At 65.2% G+C, this 24,255-nt stretch carries 22 protein-coding genes and 2 tRNA genes; 14 read left to right on the forward strand and 10 right to left on the reverse strand.

Annotation, left to right across the window (positions count from 1 at the left end; translation table 11 throughout):
* The first annotated feature begins 172 nt into the window (after positions 1-172).
* From H3H55_RS12920 to H3H55_RS12950, 7 genes are all read left to right on the forward strand, one after another.
* Positions 173-865: a VOC family protein gene (locus H3H55_RS12920; RefSeq protein WP_193098812.1), complete on the forward strand. Its 693-nt coding sequence runs from the start codon at positions 173-175 to the stop codon at positions 863-865.
* Positions 866-916: 51 nt separating this feature from the next.
* Complete coding sequence (locus H3H55_RS12925) at positions 917-1,825, forward strand: DMT family transporter (RefSeq protein ID WP_193098813.1); 909 nt, start codon at positions 917-919, stop codon at positions 1,823-1,825.
* A 151-nt stretch (positions 1,826-1,976) separates the two neighbouring features.
* The gene (locus H3H55_RS12930; protein ID WP_129512678.1) at positions 1,977-3,158 is read left to right on the forward strand and encodes a PLP-dependent aminotransferase family protein; all 1,182 of its coding nucleotides are present in this window, start codon (positions 1,977-1,979) and stop codon (positions 3,156-3,158) included.
* Positions 3,159-3,200: 42 nt separating this feature from the next.
* Complete coding sequence (locus H3H55_RS12935; protein ID WP_006478174.1) at positions 3,201-3,659, forward strand: RidA family protein; 459 nt, start codon at positions 3,201-3,203, stop codon at positions 3,657-3,659.
* A gap of 13 nt (positions 3,660-3,672) precedes the next feature.
* Positions 3,673-4,554, forward strand: coding sequence for a PhzF family phenazine biosynthesis protein (locus H3H55_RS12940; RefSeq protein WP_193098814.1), 882 nt, complete (start codon positions 3,673-3,675; stop codon positions 4,552-4,554).
* A 217-nt stretch (positions 4,555-4,771) separates the two neighbouring features.
* The gene (locus tag H3H55_RS12945; protein ID WP_193098815.1) at positions 4,772-7,111 is read left to right on the forward strand and encodes an EAL domain-containing protein; all 2,340 of its coding nucleotides are present in this window, start codon (positions 4,772-4,774) and stop codon (positions 7,109-7,111) included.
* A gap of 197 nt (positions 7,112-7,308) precedes the next feature.
* On the forward strand, positions 7,309-8,517 hold the full coding sequence (locus H3H55_RS12950; RefSeq protein ID WP_129512681.1) for a chromate transporter: 1,209 nt from the start codon (positions 7,309-7,311) through the stop codon (positions 8,515-8,517).
* A gap of 44 nt (positions 8,518-8,561) precedes the next feature.
* Here H3H55_RS12950 and H3H55_RS12955 read toward each other — a convergent pair whose 3' ends face one another.
* Positions 8,562-9,008 carry a multidrug/biocide efflux PACE transporter gene (locus tag H3H55_RS12955; RefSeq protein ID WP_048249421.1) on the reverse strand — a complete coding sequence of 149 codons (447 nt, stop codon included), beginning with the start codon at positions 9,006-9,008 and terminating at the stop codon, positions 8,562-8,564.
* Positions 9,009-9,120: 112 nt separating this feature from the next.
* Between H3H55_RS12955 and H3H55_RS12960 the strand changes: the two genes are divergently transcribed.
* Positions 9,121-10,005 (forward strand): LysR family transcriptional regulator, encoded by an 885-nt coding sequence (locus H3H55_RS12960; RefSeq protein ID WP_193098816.1) that lies wholly within the window; start codon positions 9,121-9,123, stop codon positions 10,003-10,005.
* A gap of 48 nt (positions 10,006-10,053) precedes the next feature.
* Here H3H55_RS12960 and H3H55_RS12965 read toward each other — a convergent pair whose 3' ends face one another.
* The 5 genes from H3H55_RS12965 to H3H55_RS12985 all read right to left on the reverse strand — a co-directional run bounded on the left by H3H55_RS12965 (position 10,054) and on the right by H3H55_RS12985 (position 17,932).
* The gene (locus H3H55_RS12965; RefSeq protein ID WP_047898700.1) at positions 10,054-10,512 is read right to left on the reverse strand and encodes a CopD family protein; all 459 of its coding nucleotides are present in this window, start codon (positions 10,510-10,512) and stop codon (positions 10,054-10,056) included.
* A 246-nt stretch (positions 10,513-10,758) separates the two neighbouring features.
* A complete protein-coding gene (gene parC / locus H3H55_RS12970; protein ID WP_193098817.1) occupies positions 10,759-13,080 on the reverse strand; it encodes a DNA topoisomerase IV subunit A in 2,322 nt (773 codons plus the stop codon).
* 81 nt (positions 13,081-13,161) lie between these two features.
* On the reverse strand, positions 13,162-15,144 hold the full coding sequence (locus H3H55_RS12975) for a DNA topoisomerase IV subunit B (RefSeq protein ID WP_129512683.1): 1,983 nt from the start codon (positions 15,142-15,144) through the stop codon (positions 13,162-13,164).
* A gap of 231 nt (positions 15,145-15,375) precedes the next feature.
* Positions 15,376-17,361 (reverse strand): ATP-binding cassette domain-containing protein, encoded by a 1,986-nt coding sequence (locus tag H3H55_RS12980; RefSeq protein WP_413463962.1) that lies wholly within the window; start codon positions 17,359-17,361, stop codon positions 15,376-15,378.
* Between the two features lie 166 nt (positions 17,362-17,527).
* Positions 17,528-17,932, reverse strand: a complete 405-nt coding sequence (locus H3H55_RS12985; protein ID WP_193098819.1) for a DUF4399 domain-containing protein — start codon at positions 17,930-17,932, stop codon at positions 17,528-17,530.
* A 199-nt stretch (positions 17,933-18,131) separates the two neighbouring features.
* Here H3H55_RS12985 and H3H55_RS12990 point away from each other — a divergent pair, with 199 nt between their 5' ends.
* The 3 genes from H3H55_RS12990 to H3H55_RS13000 all read left to right on the forward strand — a co-directional run bounded on the left by H3H55_RS12990 (position 18,132) and on the right by H3H55_RS13000 (position 19,202).
* Positions 18,132-18,314, forward strand: a complete 183-nt coding sequence (locus tag H3H55_RS12990) for a rubredoxin (protein ID WP_034190709.1) — start codon at positions 18,132-18,134, stop codon at positions 18,312-18,314.
* A 133-nt stretch (positions 18,315-18,447) separates the two neighbouring features.
* Positions 18,448-18,522, forward strand: a tRNA-Arg gene (locus H3H55_RS12995).
* A 140-nt stretch (positions 18,523-18,662) separates the two neighbouring features.
* Entirely contained in the window at positions 18,663-19,202 is a 540-nt protein-coding gene (locus H3H55_RS13000) for a phage major capsid protein (RefSeq protein WP_226800192.1), read from the forward strand.
* Positions 19,203-19,336: 134 nt separating this feature from the next.
* Here the strand turns inward: H3H55_RS13000 and H3H55_RS13005 are convergent, their stop codons facing one another.
* Positions 19,337-20,017: a RelA/SpoT domain-containing protein gene (locus H3H55_RS13005; RefSeq protein WP_193098821.1), complete on the reverse strand. Its 681-nt coding sequence runs from the start codon at positions 20,015-20,017 to the stop codon at positions 19,337-19,339.
* The gene (locus H3H55_RS13010; RefSeq protein ID WP_226800029.1) at positions 20,014-21,264 is read right to left on the reverse strand and encodes a ParA family protein; all 1,251 of its coding nucleotides are present in this window, start codon (positions 21,262-21,264) and stop codon (positions 20,014-20,016) included. The genes H3H55_RS13005 and H3H55_RS13010 overlap by 4 nt, the downstream gene beginning before the upstream one ends.
* 311 nt (positions 21,265-21,575) lie before the next feature.
* Here H3H55_RS13010 and H3H55_RS13015 point away from each other — a divergent pair.
* Positions 21,576-21,652: transfer RNA gene (locus H3H55_RS13015), tRNA-Met, on the forward strand.
* Between the two features lie 195 nt (positions 21,653-21,847).
* Positions 21,848-22,186, forward strand: a complete 339-nt coding sequence (locus H3H55_RS13020; protein WP_193098822.1) for a hypothetical protein — start codon at positions 21,848-21,850, stop codon at positions 22,184-22,186.
* A 46-nt stretch (positions 22,187-22,232) separates the two neighbouring features.
* On the opposite strand, the gene H3H55_RS13025 is transcribed toward H3H55_RS13020, so the two are convergent.
* Entirely contained in the window at positions 22,233-22,973 is a 741-nt protein-coding gene (locus H3H55_RS13025; protein WP_193098823.1) for an SDR family NAD(P)-dependent oxidoreductase, read from the reverse strand.
* 115 nt (positions 22,974-23,088) lie between these two features.
* Between H3H55_RS13025 and H3H55_RS13030 the strand changes: the two genes are divergently transcribed.
* On the forward strand, positions 23,089-23,703 hold the full coding sequence (locus H3H55_RS13030) for a TetR/AcrR family transcriptional regulator (RefSeq protein ID WP_048249205.1): 615 nt from the start codon (positions 23,089-23,091) through the stop codon (positions 23,701-23,703).
* Positions 23,704-23,739: 36 nt separating this feature from the next.
* On the opposite strand, the gene eco is transcribed toward H3H55_RS13030, so the two are convergent.
* On the reverse strand, positions 23,740-24,240 hold the full coding sequence (gene eco, locus H3H55_RS13035) for a serine protease inhibitor ecotin (protein WP_193098824.1): 501 nt from the start codon (positions 24,238-24,240) through the stop codon (positions 23,740-23,742).
* Positions 24,241-24,255 lie beyond the last annotated feature (15 nt).

The raw sequence follows: 24,255 nt of genomic DNA on the forward strand, positions 1-24,255 counted from the left end.
GTATCGACGATTACAGTTGACCGGAATGGCGACCGTGCGGCCGCCGTTCCGGCCCCGCCGCACCTGGCGCCGCGCCGGCCGGCCTGCGTCGCGGCTCGTGCGCCGGCCGGTTCGGCAACCGCCCGGCGCATCACCCGCCCACCATGACACTTTCGCTTCCCGACCGACGTTCATGCCAGCCCGCTCCCTGACACTCGACCATCTCGTGATCGCCGCGCGCACGCTCGACGACGGCGTACGCCATGTCGCCGACGCGCTCGGCATCGAACCGGCCGGCGGCGGCCGGCACCCGTTGATGCGGACCCACAATGCATTGTTCGGCGCGTGGGGCGGGCTCTACCTGGAAGTGATCGCGATCGACCCCGATGCGGCCGCCCCGGAAGATACCGATACGCCGCCGCGCGCGCGGCTGTTCGGGCTCGACGATCCGGCGATGCACGCGCGGCTCGCGCAGGGCCCGTTCCTCGCGCACTGGGTCGCGCGCGTCGACCGCCCGCGCCAGCTCGCGCTGTGGCAGAGCCAGTACCCGGCCCGCATCCCGCCCGTCGTCCCGATGCGGCGCGGCGACCTGACCTGGGGCCTCACGGTGCCCGACGACGGCGCGTTTCCCGCGTGGCAGGGTTCGGGCGACGGCCTCGTGCCGTCGCTGATCCAGTGGGACAGCCCGCGCCACCCAGCTGAATCACTGCCGCACGACGGCGTCGCGCTGAAGTCGCTCAAGGGCACCCACCCGCGTGCGGACGCGATCCGCGAGCAGCTCGACTGGCTCGGCGCCGCGCATCTGCTCGACCTCGAAACCGACGACGGCCCGCCCGCGCTGGTCGCCGAATTCGACACGCCGCAAGGCGCGCGCACGCTGCGCTGAACACCCCGCCCCTCGATTACAACCACCCTGCAAGACGGAGACACCCACGACATGAATTCGCGCGAAACCCGGGGCATGCTGCTCGGCCTGATCGGCGTGATGATTTTCAGCCTGACGCTGCCGATGACGCGTATCGTCGTGTCCGAACTCAATCCGCTGCTCAACGGGCTCGGCCGCGCGCTCGCCGCCTCGGTGCCGGCCGGGCTGCTGCTGTGGTGGCGCCGCGAGGCGCTGCCGACCCGCGCGCAACTGAAAAGCCTCGCGATCACGTCGGCCGGCGTGATCATCGCGTATCCGGTGTTCTCCGCATGGGCGATGAAATCGGTGCCCGCGTCGCACGGCGCGGTCGTCAACGGGCTGCAGCCGCTGTTCGTCGCGCTGTACGCCGCCTGGCTGTCGCACGAGCGGCCGTCGAAGGCATTCTGGGCCAGCGCGGTGGCGGGCAGCGCGCTCGTGATCGCGTTCGCGCTGCGCGACGGCGGCGGCACCGTGCAGGCCGGCGATGCGCTGATGCTCGTCGCGGTCGGCATCGGCGCGCTCGGTTATGCGGAAGGCGCGCGCCTCGCGCGCCAGATCGGCGGCTGGCAGGTGATCTGCTGGGCGCTCGTCGTGTCCGCGCCGTTCCTCGTGCTGCCGGTCGGCTGGCTCGCGTGGATGCAGCATGTCGCGCATCCGGGCCCGCTCGCGCTGCGCACGTGGCTCGCGTTCGGCTACGTGACCCTCTTTTCGCAATTCATCGGCTTTTTCGCGTGGTATGCGGGGCTCGCCATGGGCGGCATCGCGCGCGTCGGCCAGGTGCAGCTGCTGCAGATTTTCTTCACGATCGCATTTTCCGCGCTGCTGTTCGGCGAAACGGTGACGTCGACGACGTGGCTGTTCGCGGCCGCCGTGATCGCCACCGTGGTGCTCGGGCGCCGCTCGGCGGTCGCCACCGCCGCGCGACCGGCTCGCGCCGGCTGAACAGGTGCGCCATAATGGCTGTTTTGCCTGATCGGTTTGCCCACCCGGCCGCGAAGGCTCGCCCGCGCTCGCGCCTGCCCACCCGGCAGCGTCGAGGCGATCGGCCCGAACGACCTTTCTTGACTGACCACGATATCCGAACGAGGAGACTATGAATCCGAGCGACCTGCATCCGCCGCACTGGCAACTTTCCGAACGCGCCCGCAAGCTGACGAGCTCTGCGATCCGCGAGATCCTGAAGGTCACGGAGCGCCCCGAGGTCATCTCGTTCGCCGGCGGCCTGCCCGCTCCCTCGACGTTCCCGGCCGAGCGCATGCGCGACGCCGCCGACCGCGTGCTGCGCGACGCGCCGGCCGCCGCGCTCCAGTACAGCGCGACCGAAGGCTACCTGCCGCTGCGCGAATGGATCGCCGAGCGCTACAGCGTGCGCGTGTCGCAAGTGCTGATCACGACCGGCTCGCAGCAGGCGCTCGACCTGCTCGGCAAGGCGCTCGTCGACCCGGGCAGCCCGATCCTCGTCGAAACCCCGACCTACCTCGGCGCGCTGCAATCGTTCTCGCTGTACGAGCCGCGCTACGTGCAGGTGCCAACCGACGAGCAAGGCCTGCTGCCGGAAGGCCTCACGCCCGAACTCACGCAAGGCGCGCGCCTGCTGTACGCGCAGCCGAACTTCCAGAACCCGACCGGCCGCCGCCTGCCCGTCGAGCGCCGCCGCGCGCTCGCCGCGTTCGCGCAGACGAGCCCGTTCCCGGTGCTGGAAGACGATCCGTACGGCGCGCTGAACTACCGCGGCGAACCGCTGCCGACGATGCTGTCGATGGCGCCCGACCACGTCGTGCACCTCGGCACGTTCTCGAAGGTGCTCGCACCGGGCCTGCGGATCGGCTACATCATTGCGCCCGAGGAACTCCACTTCAAGCTCGTGCAGGCCAAGCAGGCCACCGACCTGCACACGCCGACGCTCACGCAGCGCATCGCGCACGAAGTGATCAAGGACGGTTTCCTCGACGAACACATCCCGACGATCCGCGAGCTGTACAGCGCGCAATGCGACGCGATGCTCGCGTCGCTCGCGCGCCACATGCCGGAAGGCGTCACGTGGAACCGCCCGGAAGGCGGGATGTTCATCTGGGTGAACCTGCCCGCGCAGATCGACAGCATGAAGCTGCTCGCCGCGGCCGTCGACAACCACGTCGCCTTCGTGCCGGGCGCGCCGTTCTTCGCGGACGACGCGCAGCAGAACACGCTGCGCCTGTCGTTCGTGACGGTGCCGCCCGAGAAGATCGAGGAAGGTGTCGCGCGGCTCGGCAAGCTGCTGCGCGAACGCCTCTGATCCCCTTTTTCCTGTCACGACTCTCTACGAGGAATCGAACACATGGCTAACGTCTACGACAAACTGAAGTCGCTCGGCATCGAGCTCCCGACCGCCGGCGCACCGGCCGCCGCCTACGTGATGAGCGCGCAAAGCGGCAACACGGTCTACCTGTCGGGCCACATCGCGAAGAAGGACGGCAAGGTCTGGGCCGGCAAGCTCGGCGCGGATCTGCAGACGGAAGACGGCAAGGCGGCCGCGCGCTCGATCGCGATCGACCTGCTCGCGACGCTGCACGCACACACGGGCGACCTGAACAAGGTCACGCGCATCGTCAAGCTGATGAGCCTCGTCAACTCGACGCTCGACTTCACCGAACAGCACGTCGTGACGAACGGCGCGTCGGAACTGATCGCCGAAGTGTTCGGCGACGCGGGCAAGCACGCGCGTTCGGCCTTCGGCGTCGCGCAGATCCCGCTCGGCGCGTGCGTCGAGATCGAACTGATCGCCGAAGTCGCGTAACAGGCGCAGCGCGATGCCCGGCCGCCTCGTCCGTTTCAAGCAGGTCGACGTGTTCACGTCGGTGCCGTTCAAGGGCAACCCGCTCGCCGTGATCTTCGACGCCGATTCGCTCGGCGACGACGACATGCTCGCGATCGCCCGCTGGACCAACCTGTCGGAAACGACGTTCGTCTGCACGCCGACCGATCCGGAGGCCGACTATCGCGTCCGGATCTTCACGCCGGGCGGCGAACTGCCGTTCGCCGGCCACCCGACGCTCGGCACCGCGCACGCGTTCCTGGAAAGCGGCGCCCGGCCGCGCACGCCGGGCCGGCTGATCCAGCAATGCGGGGTCGGACGGGTCGCGCTGCGCGAGCAGGCCGACGGCTGGGCGTTCGCCGCGCCGCCGGCCCGCGTCACGCCGCTCGACCGTTCGGACTACGCGGCGCTGGCCGCCGCGCTGCGCAGCGACGCGATCGATCTGGATGCCGAGCCGTGCGCGGTCGACAACGGCGCGCCGTGGCTCGTCGTGCGGCTGACGTCGGCCGACGCCTGTATCGGCCTGTCTCCCGATCCGGCCGCGCTGGAGGCGATCACGCACCGCTACGGCGCGGACGGCCTCGCGGCCTACGCGCCGCATGCCGAAGGCGGCCCCGCGACGTTCGAAATCCGCTGCCTGATGACGGGCGGCAAGTTCGGCGTCGGCGAAGATCCCGTCACGGGCAGCGCGAACGCCGCGCTGGCCGGGCTGCTGACGCGCCAGGCGCGCCGCCCGGGCCCGTCTTACACGGCCCGCCAGGGCACGGCGATCGACCGCGACGGCCGCATCTTCGTCAGCTACGACGAAGACGGCACCACGTGGATCGGCGGCCACGCCGTCACGGTCGTCGACGGCACTTTCCGGTCACCCGTCTGACATTTCGCGATGTGCGATGGCGCCGGCCCGTCCGGCGCCCCTACGATTCGCCCAACTATCGCAAAAACCTTCCAGCCAGTAATATCGGGCCTAATCCGTCGTTTCGGAGGTCTGTCGCTGGTTGCGCATCCCGCGAACGAACAGACGCCGGGGCGACTCCAACCATAGCCCGCCATCCCGAAGGATGGCGCACGCGAGCAGGACGCCACCCTCTTCGATGAGCTCCGCCCGGTCCAACCACACGCCGCCGACCCGGCCGCTACGCGCGCCGCGCAAATCGCGCCGGCGTGCGCTGTTCGCGATCCCGCTGCTCGGGATGCTGGCGCTCGCGCTGCTGTGGGCCGTGATCATCGCGCGCCTGTCGGTGGAGAAGGACAGCGCGTACAAGGAGGCCGCGGCGTCCGCGGCGATCCTGTCGTCCGCGCTCGAGCAGCACACGGTCAAGGCGATCCACCAGGTCGACCAGATCACCCGCTTCGTGAAGTTCGAGTTCGAGAAGTCGCCCGCGCGCTTCAACCTCGCGAGCGCCGTCGAAAAAGGCGTCGTACCGAGCGACACGCTGATCCAGGTGTCGCTCGTCAACGCGAAAGGCATCCTGTTCGCGAACACGGCCGAACTCCATCCGCAGCCGATCAACCTGTCCGATCGCGAGCACTTCAAGGTTCACCTCGCGAACAACGACGACCGCCTCTTCATCAGCAAACCCGTGCTCGGCCGCGTCTCGAGCCACTGGACGCTGCAGATGACACGGCGCCTGAACAACCCTGACGGCAGCTTCGCGGGCATCGTCGTCGTGTCGGAAGACCCGAGCTACTTCACGAACGACTTCTACAACAACGCGGCGATCGGCAAGGAAGGCGTGATCGCGGTGGTGTCCGACACGGGCACGGTGCTCGCGCGGCGCACGGGCTCGGTCAGCAACGCGCCGGGCGCGTTTTCGGCCTCGGGTGTTTACCCGATCGCCGAGCGCGTGACGGGCACGATCATCGACCCGATCGACGGCGTGACGCGCATCGTGTCGTACCGCCACCTCGACGGCTACCCGCTCGCGGTAATGGTCGGGCTGTCGCAATCGGAAGAGTTCGCGGACTACTACCACACGCGCAACGTCTACCTGCTGATGACGAGCTTCATCACGCTCGCGATGCTCGCGTTCTTCGGCGTCGCGACGGGCCTGATCGGCAAGCTGCTCGGCCGCGAGCGCGAGATGACGCAGCTCGCGGAGTACGACCTGCTCACCGGCCTCGCGAACCGCTATGCGACGCTGCGCGGGCTGCGCAACGACGTGTCGATGCCCACGAGCCTGTCGCGGCTCGGCCTGCTGTTCATCGATCTCGACAACTTCAAGACCGTCAACGACACGCTCGGCCACAACGCCGGCGACATCGTGCTGCAGATGACCGCGTCGCGCCTGTCCGATGCGGTCGGCGACGAAGGCTCGCTCGCGCGCATCGGCGGCGACGAGTTCGTCGTCGTGATGAAGGGCGACGACGTCGAGCGGCGCGCGGTGCGGCTCGCGGAAGCGATCATCCGGATGTTCGGCGAACCCTTCGACGTGCGCGGCAGTTCGTTCGTGCTGCATGCGAGCATCGGCATCGCGCTGCACAGCGTGGCGAACGAAAGCGAGATCGACCTGCTGAAGAAGGCCGACCTCGCGATGTACAGCGCGAAGGACGCCGGCAAGAACTGCTACCAGTTCTATGCGCCGCACCTGTCGCACCGTGCCGACCACCTGATGCGCTGGGAACAGCAATTGCGCGTCGCGCTCGCCGAGGGGCAGCTGTTCCTCGCGTACCAGCCGAAGATCGACCTCACGCACCGCTACATCACCGGCTTCGAGGCGCTCGCGCGCTGGGATCACCCCGAGCACGGGATCATCTCCGCGAACGAATTCATTTCGATCGCCGAATCGACGGGCCTGATCGTGCCGATCGGCGACTTCGTGATCCGCACCGCGTGCGAGCAGATCGCGCGCTGGCGCGACGACGGCCACGACACGCTGACGCTCGCGGTCAACATCTCGCCCGTGCAGTTCTGGCGCGGCGACCTGATCGAGACGATCTCGCGCACGCTGCAGGAAACCGGCATCGACGCGAACCGGCTCGAACTCGAGATCACCGAAACCGCGATGATGGAATACCCGGAACTCGTGTCCGAGAAGATCGTCGCGCTGAAGAAGCTCGGTATCCGGATCGCGCTCGACGATTTCGGCACCGGCTATTCGTCGCTGTCATACCTGCACCGCTTCTCCGTCGACACGCTGAAGGTGGACCGCTCGTTCGTGCAGGCAATCCCGAACGATCGCAGCGTGTGCGTGATGGTGTCGTCGATCGTGCATCTCGCGCGCTCGCTCGGCCTGACCGTCGTCGTCGAAGGCACGGAAACCGAAGAGCAGATCACCTGGCTGTCCGCGCTCGGCGAGATCGAGGCGCAGGGCTTCCTGTTCTCGCGCCCGGTGCCGGCCGACGCGATTCCCGCGCTGATCGCGCGCTTCGGCGTGCGCGGCGACCATCCGAACGTCATCGCACATCGCGCCACCGGCAGCACCGGCGCCTGAGCGCATCGCGGCCGCAACGCGCGTTGCGCGCCGCCGCAATTGTTTCGTTTTCCGATCCGATTGTTTAGTCCATTAACTAGCGTTTTCGCGCATGGCAGTGTCATCGTGCGCGGCGGACAATCGGGAGGGCCAACGTGTCGGCGGGCCGCCGGCATGTCCACACATGAGAGATCAGGCCCTGCGCCGACAGCACCACCATGACAACCGTAGAAGTCGAAGCGACTGCTCCTATCGAACAGGCACAGGCCTCCCTGTGGACCTTGTTCAAGGTCGTCGCCGGCATTTCGGCGGTCTCGTGGGGCGGGCTTTCGATGATGGCGCAGCTCGAACGCCACTACGTGGAACGGCTGCAGCGCATCGAGCCGCACGTGTTCGGCGATCTCGTCGCGCTCGCCTGGCTCGTGCCGGGCCCCGTCGGCTGCAATGTCGCGGTGCAGGTCGGCCAGACGCTGCACGGCCGCGCCGGCGCATGGGTCGCCGGTATCGCGAGCGTGCTGCCATTCTCCATACTGATGACGCTGTTCGCGATGTTCTATCGCACGCCGCTCGTGCGCTCGCTGGCCGATCCGATCCTGATCAATCACTTCGGGATGGTGCTCGCCGCGCTGATCGGCGTCACGTGGGTCAGGCAGTTGCGCTCGCTCGCGCGCACCCGGCTGGAACAGGTGATCGCCGCGCTATCGACGATTCTTCTCGCTTTCGCGCATAGTCCGGCCGCTTTCGTCGGGATTCTTTTCGCCGCGTTTGCAGCGGGCTGGCTGACGGGGCCGCCGCAACGCGACGCGGTCGACTTCACGCTGTCGACCCGCGACCGCAACCTGCTCGTGCTGCTCGGCGTACTCGTCACACTGTTCGCGGTCCCGCTGCCCGGCGATTACCAGGCGCAGTTGCTGTGGCCGCGCCTCGCGGGCGCCGGCATGACATTGTTCGGCGGCGGCTTTTCCGCGCTGCCCGTGCTCAAGACGCTGTTCGTCACGCCGGCCACCGGCATCTCGGATCACGACTTCACGCTTGCGTTCGCTTTGTCGCCCGTGGCGCCGGGGCCGCTGCTCAATGTCGTGCCGTTTCTCGGCTACCTGACCGACGGCTGGGCCGGTGCGCTGCTCGCCACGGCCGCACTGTTCATTCCGTCGGGCTGCCTCGTCGTGTTTGCGCAAAACCACCTGTTCCGGCTCAAGCGCCATTCGCGCTTCGAACACGGGATGCGCCTGCTGCGCGCGGCGACGACGGGCTTTCTCGTCGTCGCCGTCGTGAAGATCCTGCATCGCGAGCCGGCCGACCCGATTTACTGGCTGACGGGTGCGTTCGCGACGCTGTGCTTCGCGCGCTTCAAGGTGCCCGTTTATGCCGTCTACGGCGCGGTCGCGGTTGCCTGCGGCGTGTGGCTGTGGGCCGCCGCGCGCTGAAGAGCGGCCGCCGCCCCACCTGGCTCAACCGGCATCAACCAACCTCAACCCGCCTGTACCGCGACCCGACGTGCCATCCAGCGGGCGCGCAGCGCGTCGTACGCGAGGTTGAAGCAGAACGTGTAGGGCAGGAAGAACAGCACGATGCCGAGGTCGAGCAGCAGCGCCTCGACGAGGCTCACGTTCAGCCACCACGCGGCCACCGGCACCACCATCGCGACGAGACCCAGCTCGAACAGGCCCGCGTGCGCGATCCGCATGCCGAGCGTGCGCGACAGTCCCGCGCGCCGCTCGAAGCGATCGAACAGCGTATTGAAGGCCATGTTCCAGGCCATCGCGATCAACGACACCATCACCGTCAGCACGCCGACGTGCGACACCGGCATGTCGAGCAGCCACGCGCCGATCGGCGCGCACAGCGCGATCGCGACCAGCTCGAACGTCAGCGCATGCAGCAGCCGTTCCGTCACCGTTTTGTTCATCTGTTTCATGATTCCCTCCGATTCGTGTCCTTCATTCATGTCGACCATTCTGATCGGCGCAACCGTATGAATCCAGTTTGATATCATCGGTTTTACCGATACAACACCACCAGGAGCGCGCATGCGCCACGCCCCCGAAGCCCTGCTCGCGTTCGCCGAAGCCGCGCTGCTCGGCTCGTTCACGGCGGCCGCGCGCAAGCTCGGCAAGCGCCAGTCGACCGTGTCCGAGGCGATCGCGAACCTCGAGATCGATCTCGGCGTGCAGTTGTTCGATCGATCGACACGCGCGCCGACGCTGACCGACGCCGGGCGCGCGCTGCTGCCGCAGGTGCAGCGCGCGCTCGAGGCCGGCGCGGCGATCGACCGCACGGCCGCGCGGCTTGCTGGCGGCGAAGAAGCGCGGCTGACGCTCGTCGTGTCCGATACGTACCAATCGAAGCGCTACGAGGAAACCTTGATGGCGCTCGAGCGGCGCTTTCCGGCGCTCGAGCTCGAATGCCAGATCGCCGAGCACGAGGACGTGCTCGACCTGATCCAGCAAGGCCGTGCTCAGCTCGGGCTGATGGCCGCGCGCGCGACCTACCCGGCCGATATCGGCGCGGCGACGGTGGCGGAGGAATCGGAAATCGGGCTGTTCGTCGGCCGCACGCACGCGCTCGCGGCGTACGGCGAGACGGAAGTGCCGCACGCCGCGCTGCGCGACGTGCGCGAACTGCGCCTCAACACCTATGTGAAAACGGAAGGCCGCGGCACCGACGACCGGATCGTCGTCGGCACGCAGCACTGGCTGGCGCCGAGCTACCTGATGCTGCTGGAGATGGCCGTGCTGGGGTTCGGTTGGGCCGAGTTGCCGCGCTGGATGGTCGAGCACTTCGCGCGCGATCGCCTGTGCGAACTGCGCGCGCGCGGCTGGCCGCGCCGCGTTCGAGTCGATGCCGTCTGGTCGCGCAACCGGCCGCTCGGCCCGGCCGGCTCATGGCTGCTCGACGCGATGCTGGCCGCGTAGCGGCGCATGCTGCTGCGCCCGCGGCCGGCGCCTGGCGGCGCCGGAAGATCAGAAGCCGCGCGACAGCACGGCCGCGCCGACCGTGACGACACCGAGCACGAGGTTCACGACGACGAGCAGGCGCACCGCGTTCACCGCGCGCGCACCGTCCGGCCAGTTCTGCGCCTGCACCGCACGGCGGATGCGCGGGAACAGCGCGAAGCGGATGTGCCCGAAGATCAGCATCATCACGACGCCAAGCCCGGCCATCGCATGCAGCGACCACGTCGCGTGCGCGCCGCCGAATTCCACGAGCAGGAAGCCGCCGGACAGCAGGATCACGATCACCGAACCCGCCACCCAGTTGAAGAAGCGGCCGAACACGCCTTCGATCAGCGGCAGCCGAAGCTGCGGCGACAGGTCGGACAGCGCCGGCCGCAGGCAAAAGTTCGCGAAGACCATCCCGCCCACCCACACGGCGACGGCCAGCAGATGAAGAAACAGCGCGACGGCAACAGCGTGGGACATGAGGGCAATCCTGTGATGGGTTGGGTGCGGCGAACGGCCGCGTCGCACGCGGCATCGAACATCGTTCGACCCGCTTGGCGCCATGCGGTTCAGACCCCGAACGGGATTTCACAATATTTTGCAAGTTCCGCGTGACGGCGTCACGCTTGCTTACCCGAATCCCGAGGCCAAAAGAAAAGGCCGCAGGCCCGCCGAAGCGGACGTGCGGCCTTCGATCGCGGCCGAACCGGACGTTCGTGCCCGGCGTCAGCCGAGCAGCGGACGCAGCTCGCTGACGACCTTGAGCTTCGTATCCGGCGCGCGGCCCTTGCGTGCGCGCTTGCCGATGTGCGGCGCAAGCCCCGCGTACGACAGCGTGTCGTCCGCCGCCTTGCCGCCGCGGCCGGTGCCGATCAGCACGACACCCGCCGGATCGATCGCGAGCGCCTGCACGAGCGTTTCCTTGTCGTCGAGCGCCATCAGGATCACACCGCGACCGCCGCCGGACAGCGTCTTCATCTCGTCCATCCCGAACACCAGCAACCGCCCGCCGCTCGACAGGCACGCGATCTGCGTCGCGTTCGGCAGCACGGGCATCGGCGCGAGCGGCACCGCGCCCGTATCGATCGTCATGAACGCCTTGCCGGCCTTCACGCGGCTCACCATGTCGCCGACCTTCGCGAGGAAGCCGAAGCCGTTGCTCGACGCGAGCAACAACTGCTGGTCGGCCGGCGCCGCGTAGTAGTGCATCAGGTGCGAGCCCGATTCGAGCTCGATCAGCGACGTGACCGGCACACCGTCACCGCGCCCGCCCGGCAGCACCGACACGTCGACCGAGTACACGCGGCCGCTGCTGCCCCATGCGATCAGCCGGTCCGGCGTGCGGCACTGGAACGCCGCGTACAGGTGATCGCCGGCCTTGAACGTGAAGCCGGCCGGGTCGAGCCCGTGGCCCTTCAGCGCACGCACCCAGCCCTTCTGCGACACGACGACCGTCACCGGCTCGTCGACCACCTTCGCCTCGAACGTCGCGCGCTTTTCCTGCTGGATCAGCGTGCGGCGCTCGTCGCCGTACTGCTTCGCATCGGCCTCGATCTCCTTGATCATCAGCCGCTTCATCGCGCTTTCGTTCGCGAGCAGTTCCTCGAGCTTCGCCTTCTCGTCGCGCAACGCTTCGAGTTCCTTCTCGATCTTGATCTTCTCGAGTCGCGCGAGCTGGCGCAGCCGGATTTCAAGGATGTCCTCGGCCTGCCGGTCGGAGAGGCCGAACGCGCTCATCAGCGCGGCCTTCGGCTCGTCCGATTCGCGGATGATGCGGATCACCTCGTCGATGTTCAGGAAGACGATCATCCGCCCTTCGAGGATGTGGATGCGGTCGTCGACCTTGCCGAGACGGTGGCGCGTGCGCCGCGTCATCGTCAGCTGGCGGAACTTCACCCACTCGTCGAGGATCGTCAGCAGCCCCTTCTGGCCCGGCCGGCCGTCGGCGCCGATCATCACGAGGTTCAGCGTCGCGTTCGATTCGAGGCTCGTGTACGCGAGCAGCGTGTTCACGAATTCCGTCTGGTCGATCGTGCGCGACTTCGGCTCGAACACGAGCCGCACCGCCGCTTCCTTGCCCGACTCGTCGCGCACCGCGTCGAGCAGGTCGAGCATCGCCTTCTTCGTGTTGAGCTGTTCCGGCGTCAGCGTCTTCTTGCCGAGCTTGAGCTTCGGGTTGGTCAGCTCCTCGATTTCCTCGAGCACCTTCTGGCCCGACGTGCTCGGCGGCAGCTCGGTGACGACCAATTGCCACTGGCCGCGCGCGAGATCCTCGATCTTCCAGCGCGCGCGCACCTTCAGGCTGCCGCGGCCCGTTTCGTAGGCCGCCGCGATTTCCGTGTCGCTCGAGATGATCTGCCCGCCGCCCGGGAAATCCGGGCCCGGGATCAGGTTCATCAGCTCCGCGTGCGTGAGCTTCGGATTGCGGATCAACGACACCGCCGCGGCCGCGACTTCGCGCAGGTTGTGCGACGGGATCTCCGTCGCGAGGCCGACCGCGATACCCGACGCGCCGTTCAGCAGCACGAACGGCATGCGGCTCGGCAGCGTCTTCGGTTCCTCGAACGAGCCGTCGTAGTTCGGCATGAAGTCGACCGTGCCCTGGTCGATCTCGTCGAGCAGCAGCTTCGCGATCGGCGTGAGGCGCGCTTCGGTGTAACGCATTGCCGCCGCGCCGTCGCCGTCGCGCGAGCCGAAGTTGCCCTGCCCGTCGATCAGCGGGTAACGCAGCGAGAAATCCTGCGCGAGACGCACGAGCGCGTCGTATGCTGACTGGTCGCCGTGCGGGTGGTATTTACCGAGCACGTCGCCGACGACGCGCGCCGACTTCACCGGCTTCGCGTCCGGGCCGAGGCCCATTTCGTTCATCGCGTAGAGAATCCGGCGCTGCACCGGCTTCTGGCCGTCGCACACGTCGGGCAGCGCGCGGCTCTTCACGACGCTGACCGCGTAGCTGAGATACGCCTGCTCCGCGTAGTTGCCGAGCGTCAGCGCTTCGGCATCCGGTGCGTCGGGCGCGGCGAAGAGATCGGAAGTATTGTCGTCCATCTGAATTCCGTATTCGTAAGTGGCGTAAGGCCGGGCCGGGCATCCTGCCCGGCCGCGCTCGGGGCGCTTATCGAGTCAAGCCTAGATATCCGCTTCGACGTCGTTGCCCTTTTCCTCGAGCCAGCCGCGCCGCGCGGCTGCCTCGCCCTTGCCCATCAACATCGTCATCCGCGCGACGGTCGCCTCGTAGTCGAGCTCGCCGAGCTTCACGGGCATCAGGCGACGCGTGTCGGGGTTCATCGTCGTGTCCCACAGCTGCTCGGCGCTCATTTCGCCGAGACCCTTGAAGCGGCTGATGCTCCATTGGGTCTCCCGCACGCCGTCCTTGCGCAGCTTGTCGAGGATCGCTTCCAGTTCGCCGTCGTCGAGCGCGTAGAGCTTCTGCGCGGCCTTCTTGCCGCGCGCCGGCGCGTCGACGCGGAACAGCGGCGGACGTGCGACGCACACGTGGCCGCGCTCGATCAGTTGCGGGAAATGCTTGAAGAACAGCGTGAGCAGCAGCACCTGGATGTGCGAGCCATCGACGTCCGCGTCCGACAGGATGCAGATCTTGCCGTAGCGCAGGTTCGACAGGTCGACGCTGTCGTCCGGGCTGTGCGGATCGACGCCGATCGCGACCGAGATGTCGTGCACCTCGTTGTTCGCGAACAGCCGGTCGCGCTCGGTTTCCCACGTGTTCAGCACCTTGCCGCGCAGCGGCAGGATCGCCTGGTATTCCTTGTCGCGGCCCATCTTCGCGGAGCCGCCCGCCGAGTCGCCCTCGACGAGGAACAGTTCGTTGCGCGCGATGTCCTCGGTCTCGCAGTCGGTCAGCTTGCCGGGCAGCACCGCGACGCCCGAGCTCTTGCGCTTCTCGACTTTCTGGCCTGCGCGCGTGCGCGCCTGCGCCTGCTTGATCACGAGTTCGGCAAGCTTCTTGCCGTGCTCGACGTGCTGGTTCAGCCACAGTTCGAGCGCGGGGCGCGAGAACGACGACACGAGCTTCACCGCGTCGCGGCTGTTCAGGCGTTCCTTGATCTGCCCCTGGAACTGCGGATCGAGCACCTTCGCGGACAGCACGAACGACACGCGGGCGAACACGTCTTCCGCGAGCAGCTTCACGCCCTTCGGCTGCAGGTTGTGCAGTTCGACGAAGCTCTTCACGGCCTGATACAGGCCGTCGCGCAGGCCCGACTCGTGCGTGCCGCCGGCCGGCGTCGGGATCAGGTTCACGTACGACTCGCGCACGAGCGAGCCTTCCTCGCTCCATGCGACGACCCACGACGCGCCCTCGCCTTCGGCGAAGGTATCGTCGCCCGAGCGCGAATCGGCGAAACGCTCGCCCTCGAACAACGGGATCAGCAGTTCGCTGCCGTTCATTTCGTCGAGCAGGTAGCCGCGCAGGCCGTCCTCGTATTTCCACGTCTGGCGCTCGCCCGTCTTTTCGTTGACGAGCACGACCTCGACGCCCGGCAGCAGCACGGCCTTCGAGCGCAGCAGGCGCTGCAGCTCGCCGAGCGGCAGGTTCGGCGAATCGAAATACTTCGGATTCGGCCAGACCTGCACGCGCGTGCCGGATTTCTTCTCGCCGCGGCCCGCGCCTTGCGTCGTGAGCGGCTTCACCACATCGCCGTCGGCGAAGCCGAGCTCGGCGATCTTGCCTTCGCGCCAGACCGTCACGTCGAGGCGCGTCGCAAGCGCATTCGTCACCGACACGCCGACGCCGTGCAGGCCGCCCGAGAACGTGTAGGCGCCGCCCGCGGCCTTGTCGAACTTACCGCCCGCATGCAGGCGCGTGAACACGATCTCGACGACCGGCACGCCTTCCTCGGGATGCATGCCGAACGGGATGCCGCGGCCGTCGTCGTCGACCGATACCGACTGGTCGGCGTGCAGCGTGACGACGATCTGCTTGCCGTAACCGCCGAGCGCCTCGTCGGACGCGTTGTCGATGACTTCCTGGATGATGTGAAGCGGATTCTCGGTACGGGTGTACATGCCGGGCCGCTGCTTGACCGGCTCGAGACCCTTGAGCACCTTGATCGATGCTTCGCTATAGGCCGCGCTGGGTTTCTTCGTTGACATAGGCGCTGAATTTCGTCATTCATCGGGACGTTGTCCACACCTCGTGTGGATAACGTCGTGGACAAAACGTTGAGTTCCGTAAAAAAGCGAATCGAAACAACGATGTGCTTGGACTGCTCCGAAAGCGGGCGCGCGGCATGCGCTGCGCGGCCCGGGACGCGCGGTATTCTACTGGTTCCGCGTGGCGCGCCAATCGCGAGATTGGTGCACGGCCGCCGGCCGCGCGACGCGTCACGCCGGCTTGCGCTTCGCCTCGAGCGTTTCCCACCGTTCGAGCGCCTCGAGCAATTCGTCGTCGATCGCCGCGAACCGCTCGGTCAGGCGCGTGCCTTCCTGCGGATCCTTCGCAAAAATCGAACCGTCCTCGAGCTGTGCATTGATCGTCTTCTGCTCCTCTTCGAGCGAGGCGATCTTCTCCGGCAGCGAATCCAGTTCGCGCTGCTCGTTGAACGACAGCTTCACCGTGCGCTGCGCGTTGCGGCCCGCGGCGCTCTTCGCCGGCTCTTCCTTCACGGGCGCCGCGTCCTTGACCGCGCGCTTCGCGGCTTCCTGCTGCGCGAGTTGCTGCGAGCGCTCGCTCTGGATCTGCCAGTCGGAGAAGCCGCCGACATACTCGCGCCACTTGCCGTCTCCTTCTGCCGCGATCACCGACGTCGCGACGTTGTCGAGGAACGCGCGATCGTGGCTGACGAGCAGCACCGTGCCGTCGTAGTCGGCCAGCAGCTCTTCGAGCAGTTCGAGCGTCGGGATGTCGAGGTCGTTGGTCGGTTCGTCGAGCACCAGCACGTTGGCCGGGCGCGCGAACAGGCGTGCCAGCAGCAGCCGGTTGCGCTCGCCGCCCGACAGCGACTTCACCGGCGAGCGTGCGCGTTCCGGCGCGAACAGGAAATCGCCGAGATAGCTCATCACGTGCTTGCGCACGCCGCCGATCTCGACCCATTCGCTGCCGGGGCTGATGGTATCCGCGAGGCTCTTCTCCTGGTCGAGCTGTGCACGCATCTGGTCGAAATACGCGACCTGCAGGTTCGTGCCGGTGCGCACCGTGCCTTCGTCGGGCTTCAGTTCGCCGAGAATCAGCTTGAGCAGCGTGGTCTTGCCCGCGCCGTTCGGACCGACGAAGCCGATCTTGTCGCCGCGCATCACGGTTGTCGAGAAGCAGTCGACGATCGTGCGGCCGCCGTAGCGCTTCGTCACGTCGGTCAGTTCCGCGACGATCTTGCCGGACTTCTCGCCCTGCGCGACGTCGAGCCTCACGTTGCCCTGCGAGTTGCGGCGCTCCGCGCGCTCGTGACGCATCTGCTCGAGCCGCGCGATACGGCCGACGCTGCGCGTGCGGCGCGCTTCGACGCCCTTGCGGATCCACACTTCTTCCTGCGCGAGCAGCTTGTCGAACTTGTCGTTCTCCACGCGCTCGACCTCGAGCTGCTGCGCCTTGCGCGTCTGGTACGCGGAGAAATTGCCCGGGTACGACAGCAGCCGGCCGCGATCGAGCTCGACGATGCGCGTCGCGACGCGGTCGAGGAACGCTCGATCGTGGGTAATGAACAGCAGGCCCGCGCGCTGCGCGACGAGCAATTCTTCCAGCCAGCGGATGCCGTCGAAGTCGAGGTGGTTGGTCGGTTCGTCGAGCAGCAGCACGTCGGGCTGCAACACCAGCGCACGCGCCAGCGCGACGCGCTTCTGCATCCCGCCCGACAGCGCGTCGACGCTCGCATCGCCGTCCGTCAGACCGATCTGCGCGAGCGTCATCGACACGCGCGTACGCCAGCTCCACGCGTCGTGCGCGTCGAGCGACGACTGCAGCGCATTCATCCGCGCGAGCAGCGCATCGTGCTCGGCGCCTTCGGGCGTATCCGCGAGGCGGTGCGCGATTGAATCGTATTCCTCGAGCAGTTCGCGCGTGTGCGCGAGCCCCGACGCGACCGCGTCGAATACCGTCGCGCCCGGCTCGAATTCGGGCTCCTGCGGCACATAGACGGTCACGAGTTCCTGCTGGCGCGTGACCAGCCCGTCGTCGGGCTTCGCAAGGTCAGCGACGATCTTCAGCAGCGACGACTTGCCCGCGCCGTTGCGGCCGATCAGGCCGACGCGCTCGCCTGCTTCCAGCGAGAAATCCGCGTGATCGAGCAACGCGACGTGACCGAACGCGAGCTGCGCGCCGGTAATGGAGTAGAGCGACATGGGGAGACGGCGGAGAGAGGAATCGGAAGCGCCCATTGTACCGGTCGCGGACGCCGCCACCGGCATGGCCGGATGGATAATGCCGCAAGACCGGCCGCGACGGCCGGTGGGCGGCCGCCGCGCGCGGGTCGCAGACACCCGGCAGCGGGTGGGCACATCCCCGTTGCAGGGATGGCCGGGACGCCCGCGCGGGTGTGACCGCTTATTTGACGTTGACGCTGATGGTCTGGCTCAGTTCGGGGCCGTACGACCGATGTGCGCCGTCGCCGAGCTGCAGCGTCAGCGTGTGCTGGCCCGGCGGCAGCTTGATGTCGGTTTCGGTCTGTGCCTTGCCGAAGTGCAGTGAACGTTCGCTCGCGGGAATCACGTCGCCCTTCGGGATCGGCCGGCCGTCGATCAGCAAGTGGTGATGGCCGGTGTTCGGCGTCATGTCGCCGGCCGGCCGAAGCTCCATGCCTTCCAGACCGAACTTCACGTGCACCGGGTTCGACACCGTCGCGCCGTCCGCCGGCTCGACGAAAAACACGCGCGCCTCGGCCCGCGCGACCGTCGACACGGCCATCGCCGCCACGCACATCGCACCCGCGATCCACTTTCTGTTCAGCATCGCATTCTCCTTATGATTGGACAGCCCGGGAAGCATACACCGCACACACGGCATGCGTGTTTCGGTTGCCTTGTTCGCGATGCGTACGTTTAAAACGACGTTGCGCAGGCGTTCGGCGAAATTCCGGTACCATTGCGCCTTTCGTCCGCCGGCGAGGCTGCGGACGGCATCACCGAGTTTCCAATATCCCGAGCACCACATGAGTGAAGTCACCGAATACCAAAGCTGGGTCTGCCTGATTTGCGGGTGGGTCTACAACGAAGCGGAAGGGCTGCCCGACGAGGGCATCGCAGCCGGCACCCGTTTCGCCGACATTCCCGCCGACTGGCGGTGCCCGCTGTGCGACGTGGGCAAGGAAGATTTCGTCGTCGTCGATTTCTGATCGCGGCTGACCGCACGACAAGCGCGTCGGCGCGCATTCCGCCCGCCGATGCGCCACGCGTTTGTTATACTCTGCGCGCTGTCCACATCGCCGTCCGGTTCGCGATTTTTCGCGCGATCAATCGGATATGGCTCTCCCCGTAGTTCAATGGATAGAACAAGCGCCTCCTAAGCGCTAGATACAGGTTCGATTCCTGTCGGGGGGACCAGAAATTCTCCATGGCTTCACCCACTTCCCTACGATCAGCTACCGCGCCGATGGCAATGAGAAGCGCCTGTTCGGTACCGCTTGGCCTGCATGGCCGCGACACGCGATAACGAAGATCAAGCACGCCGGCGCACCTCTGCTATGCCAGCCGGCTGGCCGTGTACCACGCATACCAAACGCAGCTCGAAAGTAAGACGCCCTCCCCCACGACGGCCATCAACACCACGCACGCTGGTCGGACTCGCGGTGCTGGCCGACACGAAGGGCCGGTCGCTGGCCGCCCCATCACTGCAGTCTGGTGTGCGCCAGATGGCAACGAACGGCGTGCCGGCCAATCTCGGTACGGGCAAGGCGAACAGCCGAGCCTTCGTCGGCAACTTCAGCACGATGCAGTTCGTCATACGCGAGAGCCTGAACATCGGAGTGCTGCGCGACGCATACGCGAAGACGGGTGAAATCGGCTTCCTGTGTCACGCTCACGCTGACCTGACTGTGAACTACCCGCAGGGCGATCACCATCATCGAAGGCGTGACGAGCGCAGTCGCGAAGGCGTAAACCAAACAGCAGCAAGGATGCCGAATGGGCTGGGGCTATCACGAGTCTCGGCCTCATTTTCTGCCCAGACCGCACGTCCCCTCACACCCAAAAAATTTCTCGCCTTTCAAACGATGTCAATTTAACAAATCACGCCTGGAGTCTTGTCCGCAAAGGGTTCCAGCATTGCTGATTTTGTTAAATGGAAAATTGAGATGTTATAGGTGTGTTGCCCGCCCCCGAAGGGGCATCTCGATTTTCGTTATTAAATCGCCTTTGACTACGACCCAACGCGTGCCGTTTCGTGAGATGCGAAGATTGAATCGACCAACCTACTCCCAGCACCAATAAGCTTCGCCAAAACAAGAATCTGGTCACGACAACTAGCACTATCGGTTTTCTCGGGGTAATTAATCGTATGATCCACCTCCCCCCAGATTTCCTCGAAAAGCGTCCGAACTTGAATTTCACAGCAAATCGGAGACTCCTCATACTGTCGAACAACGTAGTGAACACTTGTATAGAAGCTATCCTTGGCGTGCACCTCGTATCCGAGTGATTCGAAAAATCCTTTCGCCTCAGGATCCCACGTATATGCCTTCGGTGGTTCTACCAAGAACCACTCCCGCTTCGACAATCTAAAATCTATCGCCTGCTTGATTGCTTCAAATTTTTGCTGATGCAATAGCAGCACACGAACTCCAACGAGATCCGTGATTCTCGAAAGCAGATTATCCGGCGTTATGGGATTACTCGGATTCCATTTTCTTGAAATTTTTTCCCGAAGATGGTCAGGGTCTTTAAGGCGAGATTTTACGGAATGAACATGAGTTGCCGCCTTCGGATGCAGACTAAAGAAGTCAACAATGTGACGGCGCCACATATCCAAATCACCGAAATCACTCTTATATCGATCAAGAATTGGAGAAAAGACTTCGTCATCCAGGATGACTTCACTCATTTCATCCTCTCCAACAGATCCGCTGCAAACCCAACGTACTTTTCCTTGGTAGCCTCGTACGTCGTCCGATTTCCAAAAATCGTCGAAATATCATCGGTTTCCAAAGTCTTGCACGACGGAACCTTCCACATCGGAACGTGATATTTCTGCGCCATATTCGGCAGTGTATTGTGCGTATGCATGACGGACGTTCCACCAATCGGTTCGTCCAACTGCTCGTCGGTCAAGTGCCCAAGCACTTGTTCGCTGATATATTCTCTGATCGTCGGTGGGATTTGAGTTGCATAATTATAGTGAGCAGTAGCAAGATCCCATTTGTTCCGACTAGAATATTTCTTTGAATTATAGATCGTGTACCCAAGAAGGCGAACATATTCATCAGGAAACTGACGTCGCTTCTCCTTCGATAAAAGGGTATAGAGAGAGTCAAATTGACCCTTCCAAGCACGAAGCGAATTTCCAATGTTTCTGATTCCATAAAGCGAGAACATATCAGGCATACAAGGAATTACAAGACCATCCGTAGTCGAAATAATAACCTTGTTCAGCATACCCAAGCTTGGTGAAGTATCGAAAATCACAATATCGTACTTGTATCGCTGCGCATAAGATTCTGCGACACTTCGAAATTTCGTCAATGTCCGGATAGCAAGAGGATCACCTTGGTACGCTTGTGGAAATCGATTGGCGAGTCGGTCCTCATACATGTGCATCGTCAGACGGCCGGGAATCAGATCCAAGGACGGCGCAAGATTCCACGGAGGACTAACATCGTCCAAATCTGAAACACCGTCTTCCGTCGGCTTCAAAATAAAGTGAACAGATCGCGGCGCAGAACTAATCCCTTTAAAATCAGTCGCAGACATTGCGTTCTTGGCCGCCTCGAAGTCTTCAATAAACGGATCTTCTTCCTGCCATATGCGATGCAACTCTTCCGCGTCCATGCTCAAGATCGTCAAATTACATTGAGGATCCAAGTCAATCAGGAGCGTGCGCAAACCAAGCTCAGAGAAAGCATGAGCCAAATGAAAGGTCAAGGTGGTCTTACCCACCCCACCCTTGTTGTTGAAGACGGATATTGTTTTCATAGATCTCGCCAAGGAAAATCGCAGTGCGCCGCCACAGCCGTCGGTGCACGAGGACTGAATTGGTAAATTGTACAGTCCAAGCTGCAAAAAGGGCGCCCTTATTACCGCCGGACGAAGCGCGATGGTCACTGACGACAGCAGCTCGAGTGGCAACTGCATCGAGCGTCGCTGCTCCTCTTGATCACAATCGTCAGGAGGCTTTTTATTACCTCCCGCCCCCATCCCTTTCACTTCAAGCAGACGTGAATTCTGTCGGGGACCAGAAATTCTCCGTGGCTTGCCATACTTCCCCACGATCAGATATGCCCGACGGTAGCGACAAACGCTTGGCGTCGAAGCAGATCAGAAAGCACAAGCATCCAACGCAGACATCCACAATCAAGCCGTCGAACCCGGCGAGCCTCTCGCCCTGTTCAAAACGAATCACGGATTGATTGACTCTGCGCAGCGATGCGAGATACACTTCGCGCCGCGGGGTGGAGCAGTCTGGCAGCTCGTCGGGCTCATAACCCGAAGGTCGTAGGTTCAAATCCTACCCCCGCAACCAATACCGAAGCCCGCTCTGCGAAAGCAAGCGGGCTTTTTGCTGTTTGGGGCCCTGCGCGCGTGCACCGTCGCCGACGAAAAGCGCGTGACACCAGCTACAACATGCGACACACAATCGCACCTCACCCGATCACCCCGAACCAGCGCCGCACATTGCGTAGAATTCCGAACCTTCGTCAGCATATGGATTCCGACAATGATTCGAGCGATCGCGGCACTGGCCGCGCTTTCGGCCCTGACGGGCACGGCGAACGCCGCTGATACAGATACCGGCACCGCGCCCGCCAAGCAGCGCTATGTCAGCCCCGGCATCGCCAACGTCACCGGCGCAGCCGCACCGCGCACGGAACACGCGTCGCCCAACGAACGCTGCAGGGAACTGGCCGCCGGCATCGATGCGGTGACGCATACCCCCGACCGCGGCCAGAAGGTCGTGCGCGGGTTCGGTCCGGACGGCAAACCGCGCAACGAACTGCGCGCTTACGACAAGCGGGCCGACCTCGAAGCCGCGCATCAACAGCTCGGCTGCCGATAACGCACGTCACGCCGCCCGGCCGCATCACGCTGCCGGGCATCGGCGATCACGCATTCGCGCCGCCATCGATCGTCAACCCGGTCCCGTTGATCGACCGCCCTTCCGGTCCGACGACGAACGCCACGAGCGCCGCCACGTCATCTGCCTTGCCGTACTGCGGGATCGCCATCCGCGAACGCTGCGCACTTGCATGGTCGCCGTCAGCCGGATTCATGTCGGTATCCGTCGATCCCGGATGCACGATATTGACCGTGATGCCGCGAGAACCGAGATCGCGCGCGAGCCCCTGCGTCCAGCCGATCAGCGCGGCCTTGCTCGCCGCATAGAGGCTCATCCCCGCATCGGGCACGCGCGTCGCGAGGCAACTGCCGGTCGACACGATGCGCCCGCCCTCCCCGAGATGCCGCGCCGCCGCCTGCGACGCGACGATCACCGCACGCACGTTTACGTTCAGCGTCGCGTCGATATCGTCGAGCGTCATCGTTTCCAGCGTCCCGGCGCGGAAAATCCCCGCGTTGTTGACCAGGATGTCGAGACCGCCGAACGCCTCTGCGGCACGATCGACCGCGTCGCGCACGGCAACCGGATCGGCGCTATCGGCCTGGATCGCAACCGCGCGACGGCCCAGCGCCTCGATGCCGGCAACCACGGACTGCGCCCGCTCGGCCGATTTTTCGTAAGTGATCGCGACGTCCGCACCATCGGCCGCCAGCCGTTTCGCAATGGCCGCGCCGATGCCGCGGCTGCCGCCCGTGATGAGTGCGCGCTTGCCCTGAAGTCGATTCATGTTCGTTCCTTTCCTCATTTATGTAACGATCGACACAGAATGTGACAAGTTGCGCGGCACAGTCAATTGATTTATTTTATCGATCGATACAGATATCGACGAAGGATTGGACGCCATGGCTGAACGGGGCCGACCGAGAAGCTTCGACAAGGAAGCGGCGCTGGATCGCGCGATGGAGGTGTTCTGGCGCCTCGGCTACGAGGGTGCGTCGATGGCGGACCTGACGGCCGCGATGGGCATTGCGTCACCGAGCCTGTATGCGGCATTCGGCAGCAAGGAAACGTTGTTCCGGCAGGCGCTCGAGCACTACCGCGCCACGGAGGGACGGGAAATCTGGGATGGTGTCGAACAGGCCGGCAGCGCGCACGACGCCGTGCGGAACTACCTGATGGATACCGCGCGCGTGTTCACGCGGCGCTCGAAGCCGGCCGGCTGCCTGATCGTGCTATCGGCGCTGCATCCGGCCGAGCGTTCCGATACCGTCCGGCAAACGCTGATCGCGATGCGCGAGCGCACGGTCGACGCACTGCGGGAACGCCTCCGGCAAGGCGTCGCAACCGGCGAGATCGCGGCGCACGCGAACCTCGACGCGATCGCGCGGTACTACGTGACGGTTCAGCAGGGAATGTCGATTCAGGCGCGCGACGGCGCGAACCGTCGCGATCTGGAGGCCATCGCGCAGGCCGCGCTGGCCGCGTGGCCTGCGCTCGTCGGCGCAAGCGGCGCGTAGCAGCCAGACACCGCCGCGCGCGGCCGAGCCCGCACGTTACTGCTTCGCTGCGTGCTGCACGTCCTTCGACGCGTGCCACACGCGATAGCGCACCTCGAAGCCCTCAGGCACATAGACGACGAGCGGCAGGCGGCTGTTGTAGCGCAGCAGCTGGCCGTCACCGCGCACCTGCACGAAGCGTTGCTGCGGCGCCTGGCCCGGGCACGCCATCAGCGTCGACGCGGGACCCTTCACGTCGGTGAGCTGGTAGTACGTATAACCCCACCCCTTCACATCCTCGGCGGTCAGCTCGCCACCGAACCACTGCTGGTTGCAGTCGGTCTGCAGCGTCTTGCCGATCATCAGCTCGACACGCGCATCGCCTTCGTTCTCGAGCGCGGGCAGCGCGATCACGACGCGCTGCTGGCCGGTCGCTGCTTGCGGAAACATCTTGATCGACTCGGCCGGCACGGCGGGCGCTGACGCCGGCCCGGCCGCATACGCTGCGGCAGTCGTTACGCAGAAGGCGGCCAGCACGGCCCGGATCGCGAATTTCATCGATGTGCTCCTGAA

Origin of the sequence: Burkholderia sp. Z1, assembly GCF_014893795.1 — a bacterium.
Lineage (GTDB): Bacteria > Pseudomonadota > Gammaproteobacteria > Burkholderiales > Burkholderiaceae > Burkholderia > Burkholderia theae.

Excerpts from the sequence above, each read along its gene's own strand:
- H3H55_RS12920 (WP_193098812.1), top strand. The coding sequence starts at position 173 with ATGCCAGCCCGCTCCCTGACACTCGACCATCTCGTGATCGCCGCGCGC.
- H3H55_RS12925 (WP_193098813.1), top strand. The coding sequence starts at position 917 with ATGAATTCGCGCGAAACCCGGGGCATGCTGCTCGGCCTGATCGGCGTG.
- H3H55_RS12930 (WP_129512678.1), top strand. The coding sequence starts at position 1,977 with ATGAATCCGAGCGACCTGCATCCGCCGCACTGGCAACTTTCCGAACGC.
- H3H55_RS12935 (WP_006478174.1), top strand. The coding sequence starts at position 3,201 with ATGGCTAACGTCTACGACAAACTGAAGTCGCTCGGCATCGAGCTCCCG.
- H3H55_RS12940 (WP_193098814.1), top strand. The coding sequence starts at position 3,673 with ATGCCCGGCCGCCTCGTCCGTTTCAAGCAGGTCGACGTGTTCACGTCG.
- H3H55_RS12945 (WP_193098815.1), top strand. The coding sequence starts at position 4,772 with ATGAGCTCCGCCCGGTCCAACCACACGCCGCCGACCCGGCCGCTACGC.
- H3H55_RS12950 (WP_129512681.1), top strand. The coding sequence starts at position 7,309 with ATGACAACCGTAGAAGTCGAAGCGACTGCTCCTATCGAACAGGCACAG.
- H3H55_RS12955 (WP_048249421.1), bottom strand. The coding sequence starts at position 9,008 with ATGAAACAGATGAACAAAACGGTGACGGAACGGCTGCTGCATGCGCTG.
- H3H55_RS12960 (WP_193098816.1), top strand. The coding sequence starts at position 9,121 with ATGCGCCACGCCCCCGAAGCCCTGCTCGCGTTCGCCGAAGCCGCGCTG.
- H3H55_RS12965 (WP_047898700.1), bottom strand. The coding sequence starts at position 10,512 with ATGTCCCACGCTGTTGCCGTCGCGCTGTTTCTTCATCTGCTGGCCGTC.
- parC (WP_193098817.1), bottom strand. The coding sequence starts at position 13,080 with ATGGACGACAATACTTCCGATCTCTTCGCCGCGCCCGACGCACCGGAT.
- H3H55_RS12975 (WP_129512683.1), bottom strand. The coding sequence starts at position 15,144 with ATGTCAACGAAGAAACCCAGCGCGGCCTATAGCGAAGCATCGATCAAG.
- H3H55_RS12980 (WP_413463962.1), bottom strand. The coding sequence starts at position 17,361 with ATGGGCGCTTCCGATTCCTCTCTCCGCCGTCTCCCCATGTCGCTCTAC.
- H3H55_RS12985 (WP_193098819.1), bottom strand. The coding sequence starts at position 17,932 with ATGCTGAACAGAAAGTGGATCGCGGGTGCGATGTGCGTGGCGGCGATG.
- H3H55_RS12990 (WP_034190709.1), top strand. The coding sequence starts at position 18,132 with ATGAGTGAAGTCACCGAATACCAAAGCTGGGTCTGCCTGATTTGCGGG.
- H3H55_RS13000 (WP_226800192.1), top strand. The coding sequence starts at position 18,663 with ATGCCAGCCGGCTGGCCGTGTACCACGCATACCAAACGCAGCTCGAAA.
- H3H55_RS13005 (WP_193098821.1), bottom strand. The coding sequence starts at position 20,017 with ATGAGTGAAGTCATCCTGGATGACGAAGTCTTTTCTCCAATTCTTGAT.
- H3H55_RS13010 (WP_226800029.1), bottom strand. The coding sequence starts at position 21,264 with ATGCAGTTGCCACTCGAGCTGCTGTCGTCAGTGACCATCGCGCTTCGT.
- H3H55_RS13020 (WP_193098822.1), top strand. The coding sequence starts at position 21,848 with ATGATTCGAGCGATCGCGGCACTGGCCGCGCTTTCGGCCCTGACGGGC.
- H3H55_RS13025 (WP_193098823.1), bottom strand. The coding sequence starts at position 22,973 with ATGAATCGACTTCAGGGCAAGCGCGCACTCATCACGGGCGGCAGCCGC.
- H3H55_RS13030 (WP_048249205.1), top strand. The coding sequence starts at position 23,089 with ATGGCTGAACGGGGCCGACCGAGAAGCTTCGACAAGGAAGCGGCGCTG.
- eco (WP_193098824.1), bottom strand. The coding sequence starts at position 24,240 with ATGAAATTCGCGATCCGGGCCGTGCTGGCCGCCTTCTGCGTAACGACT.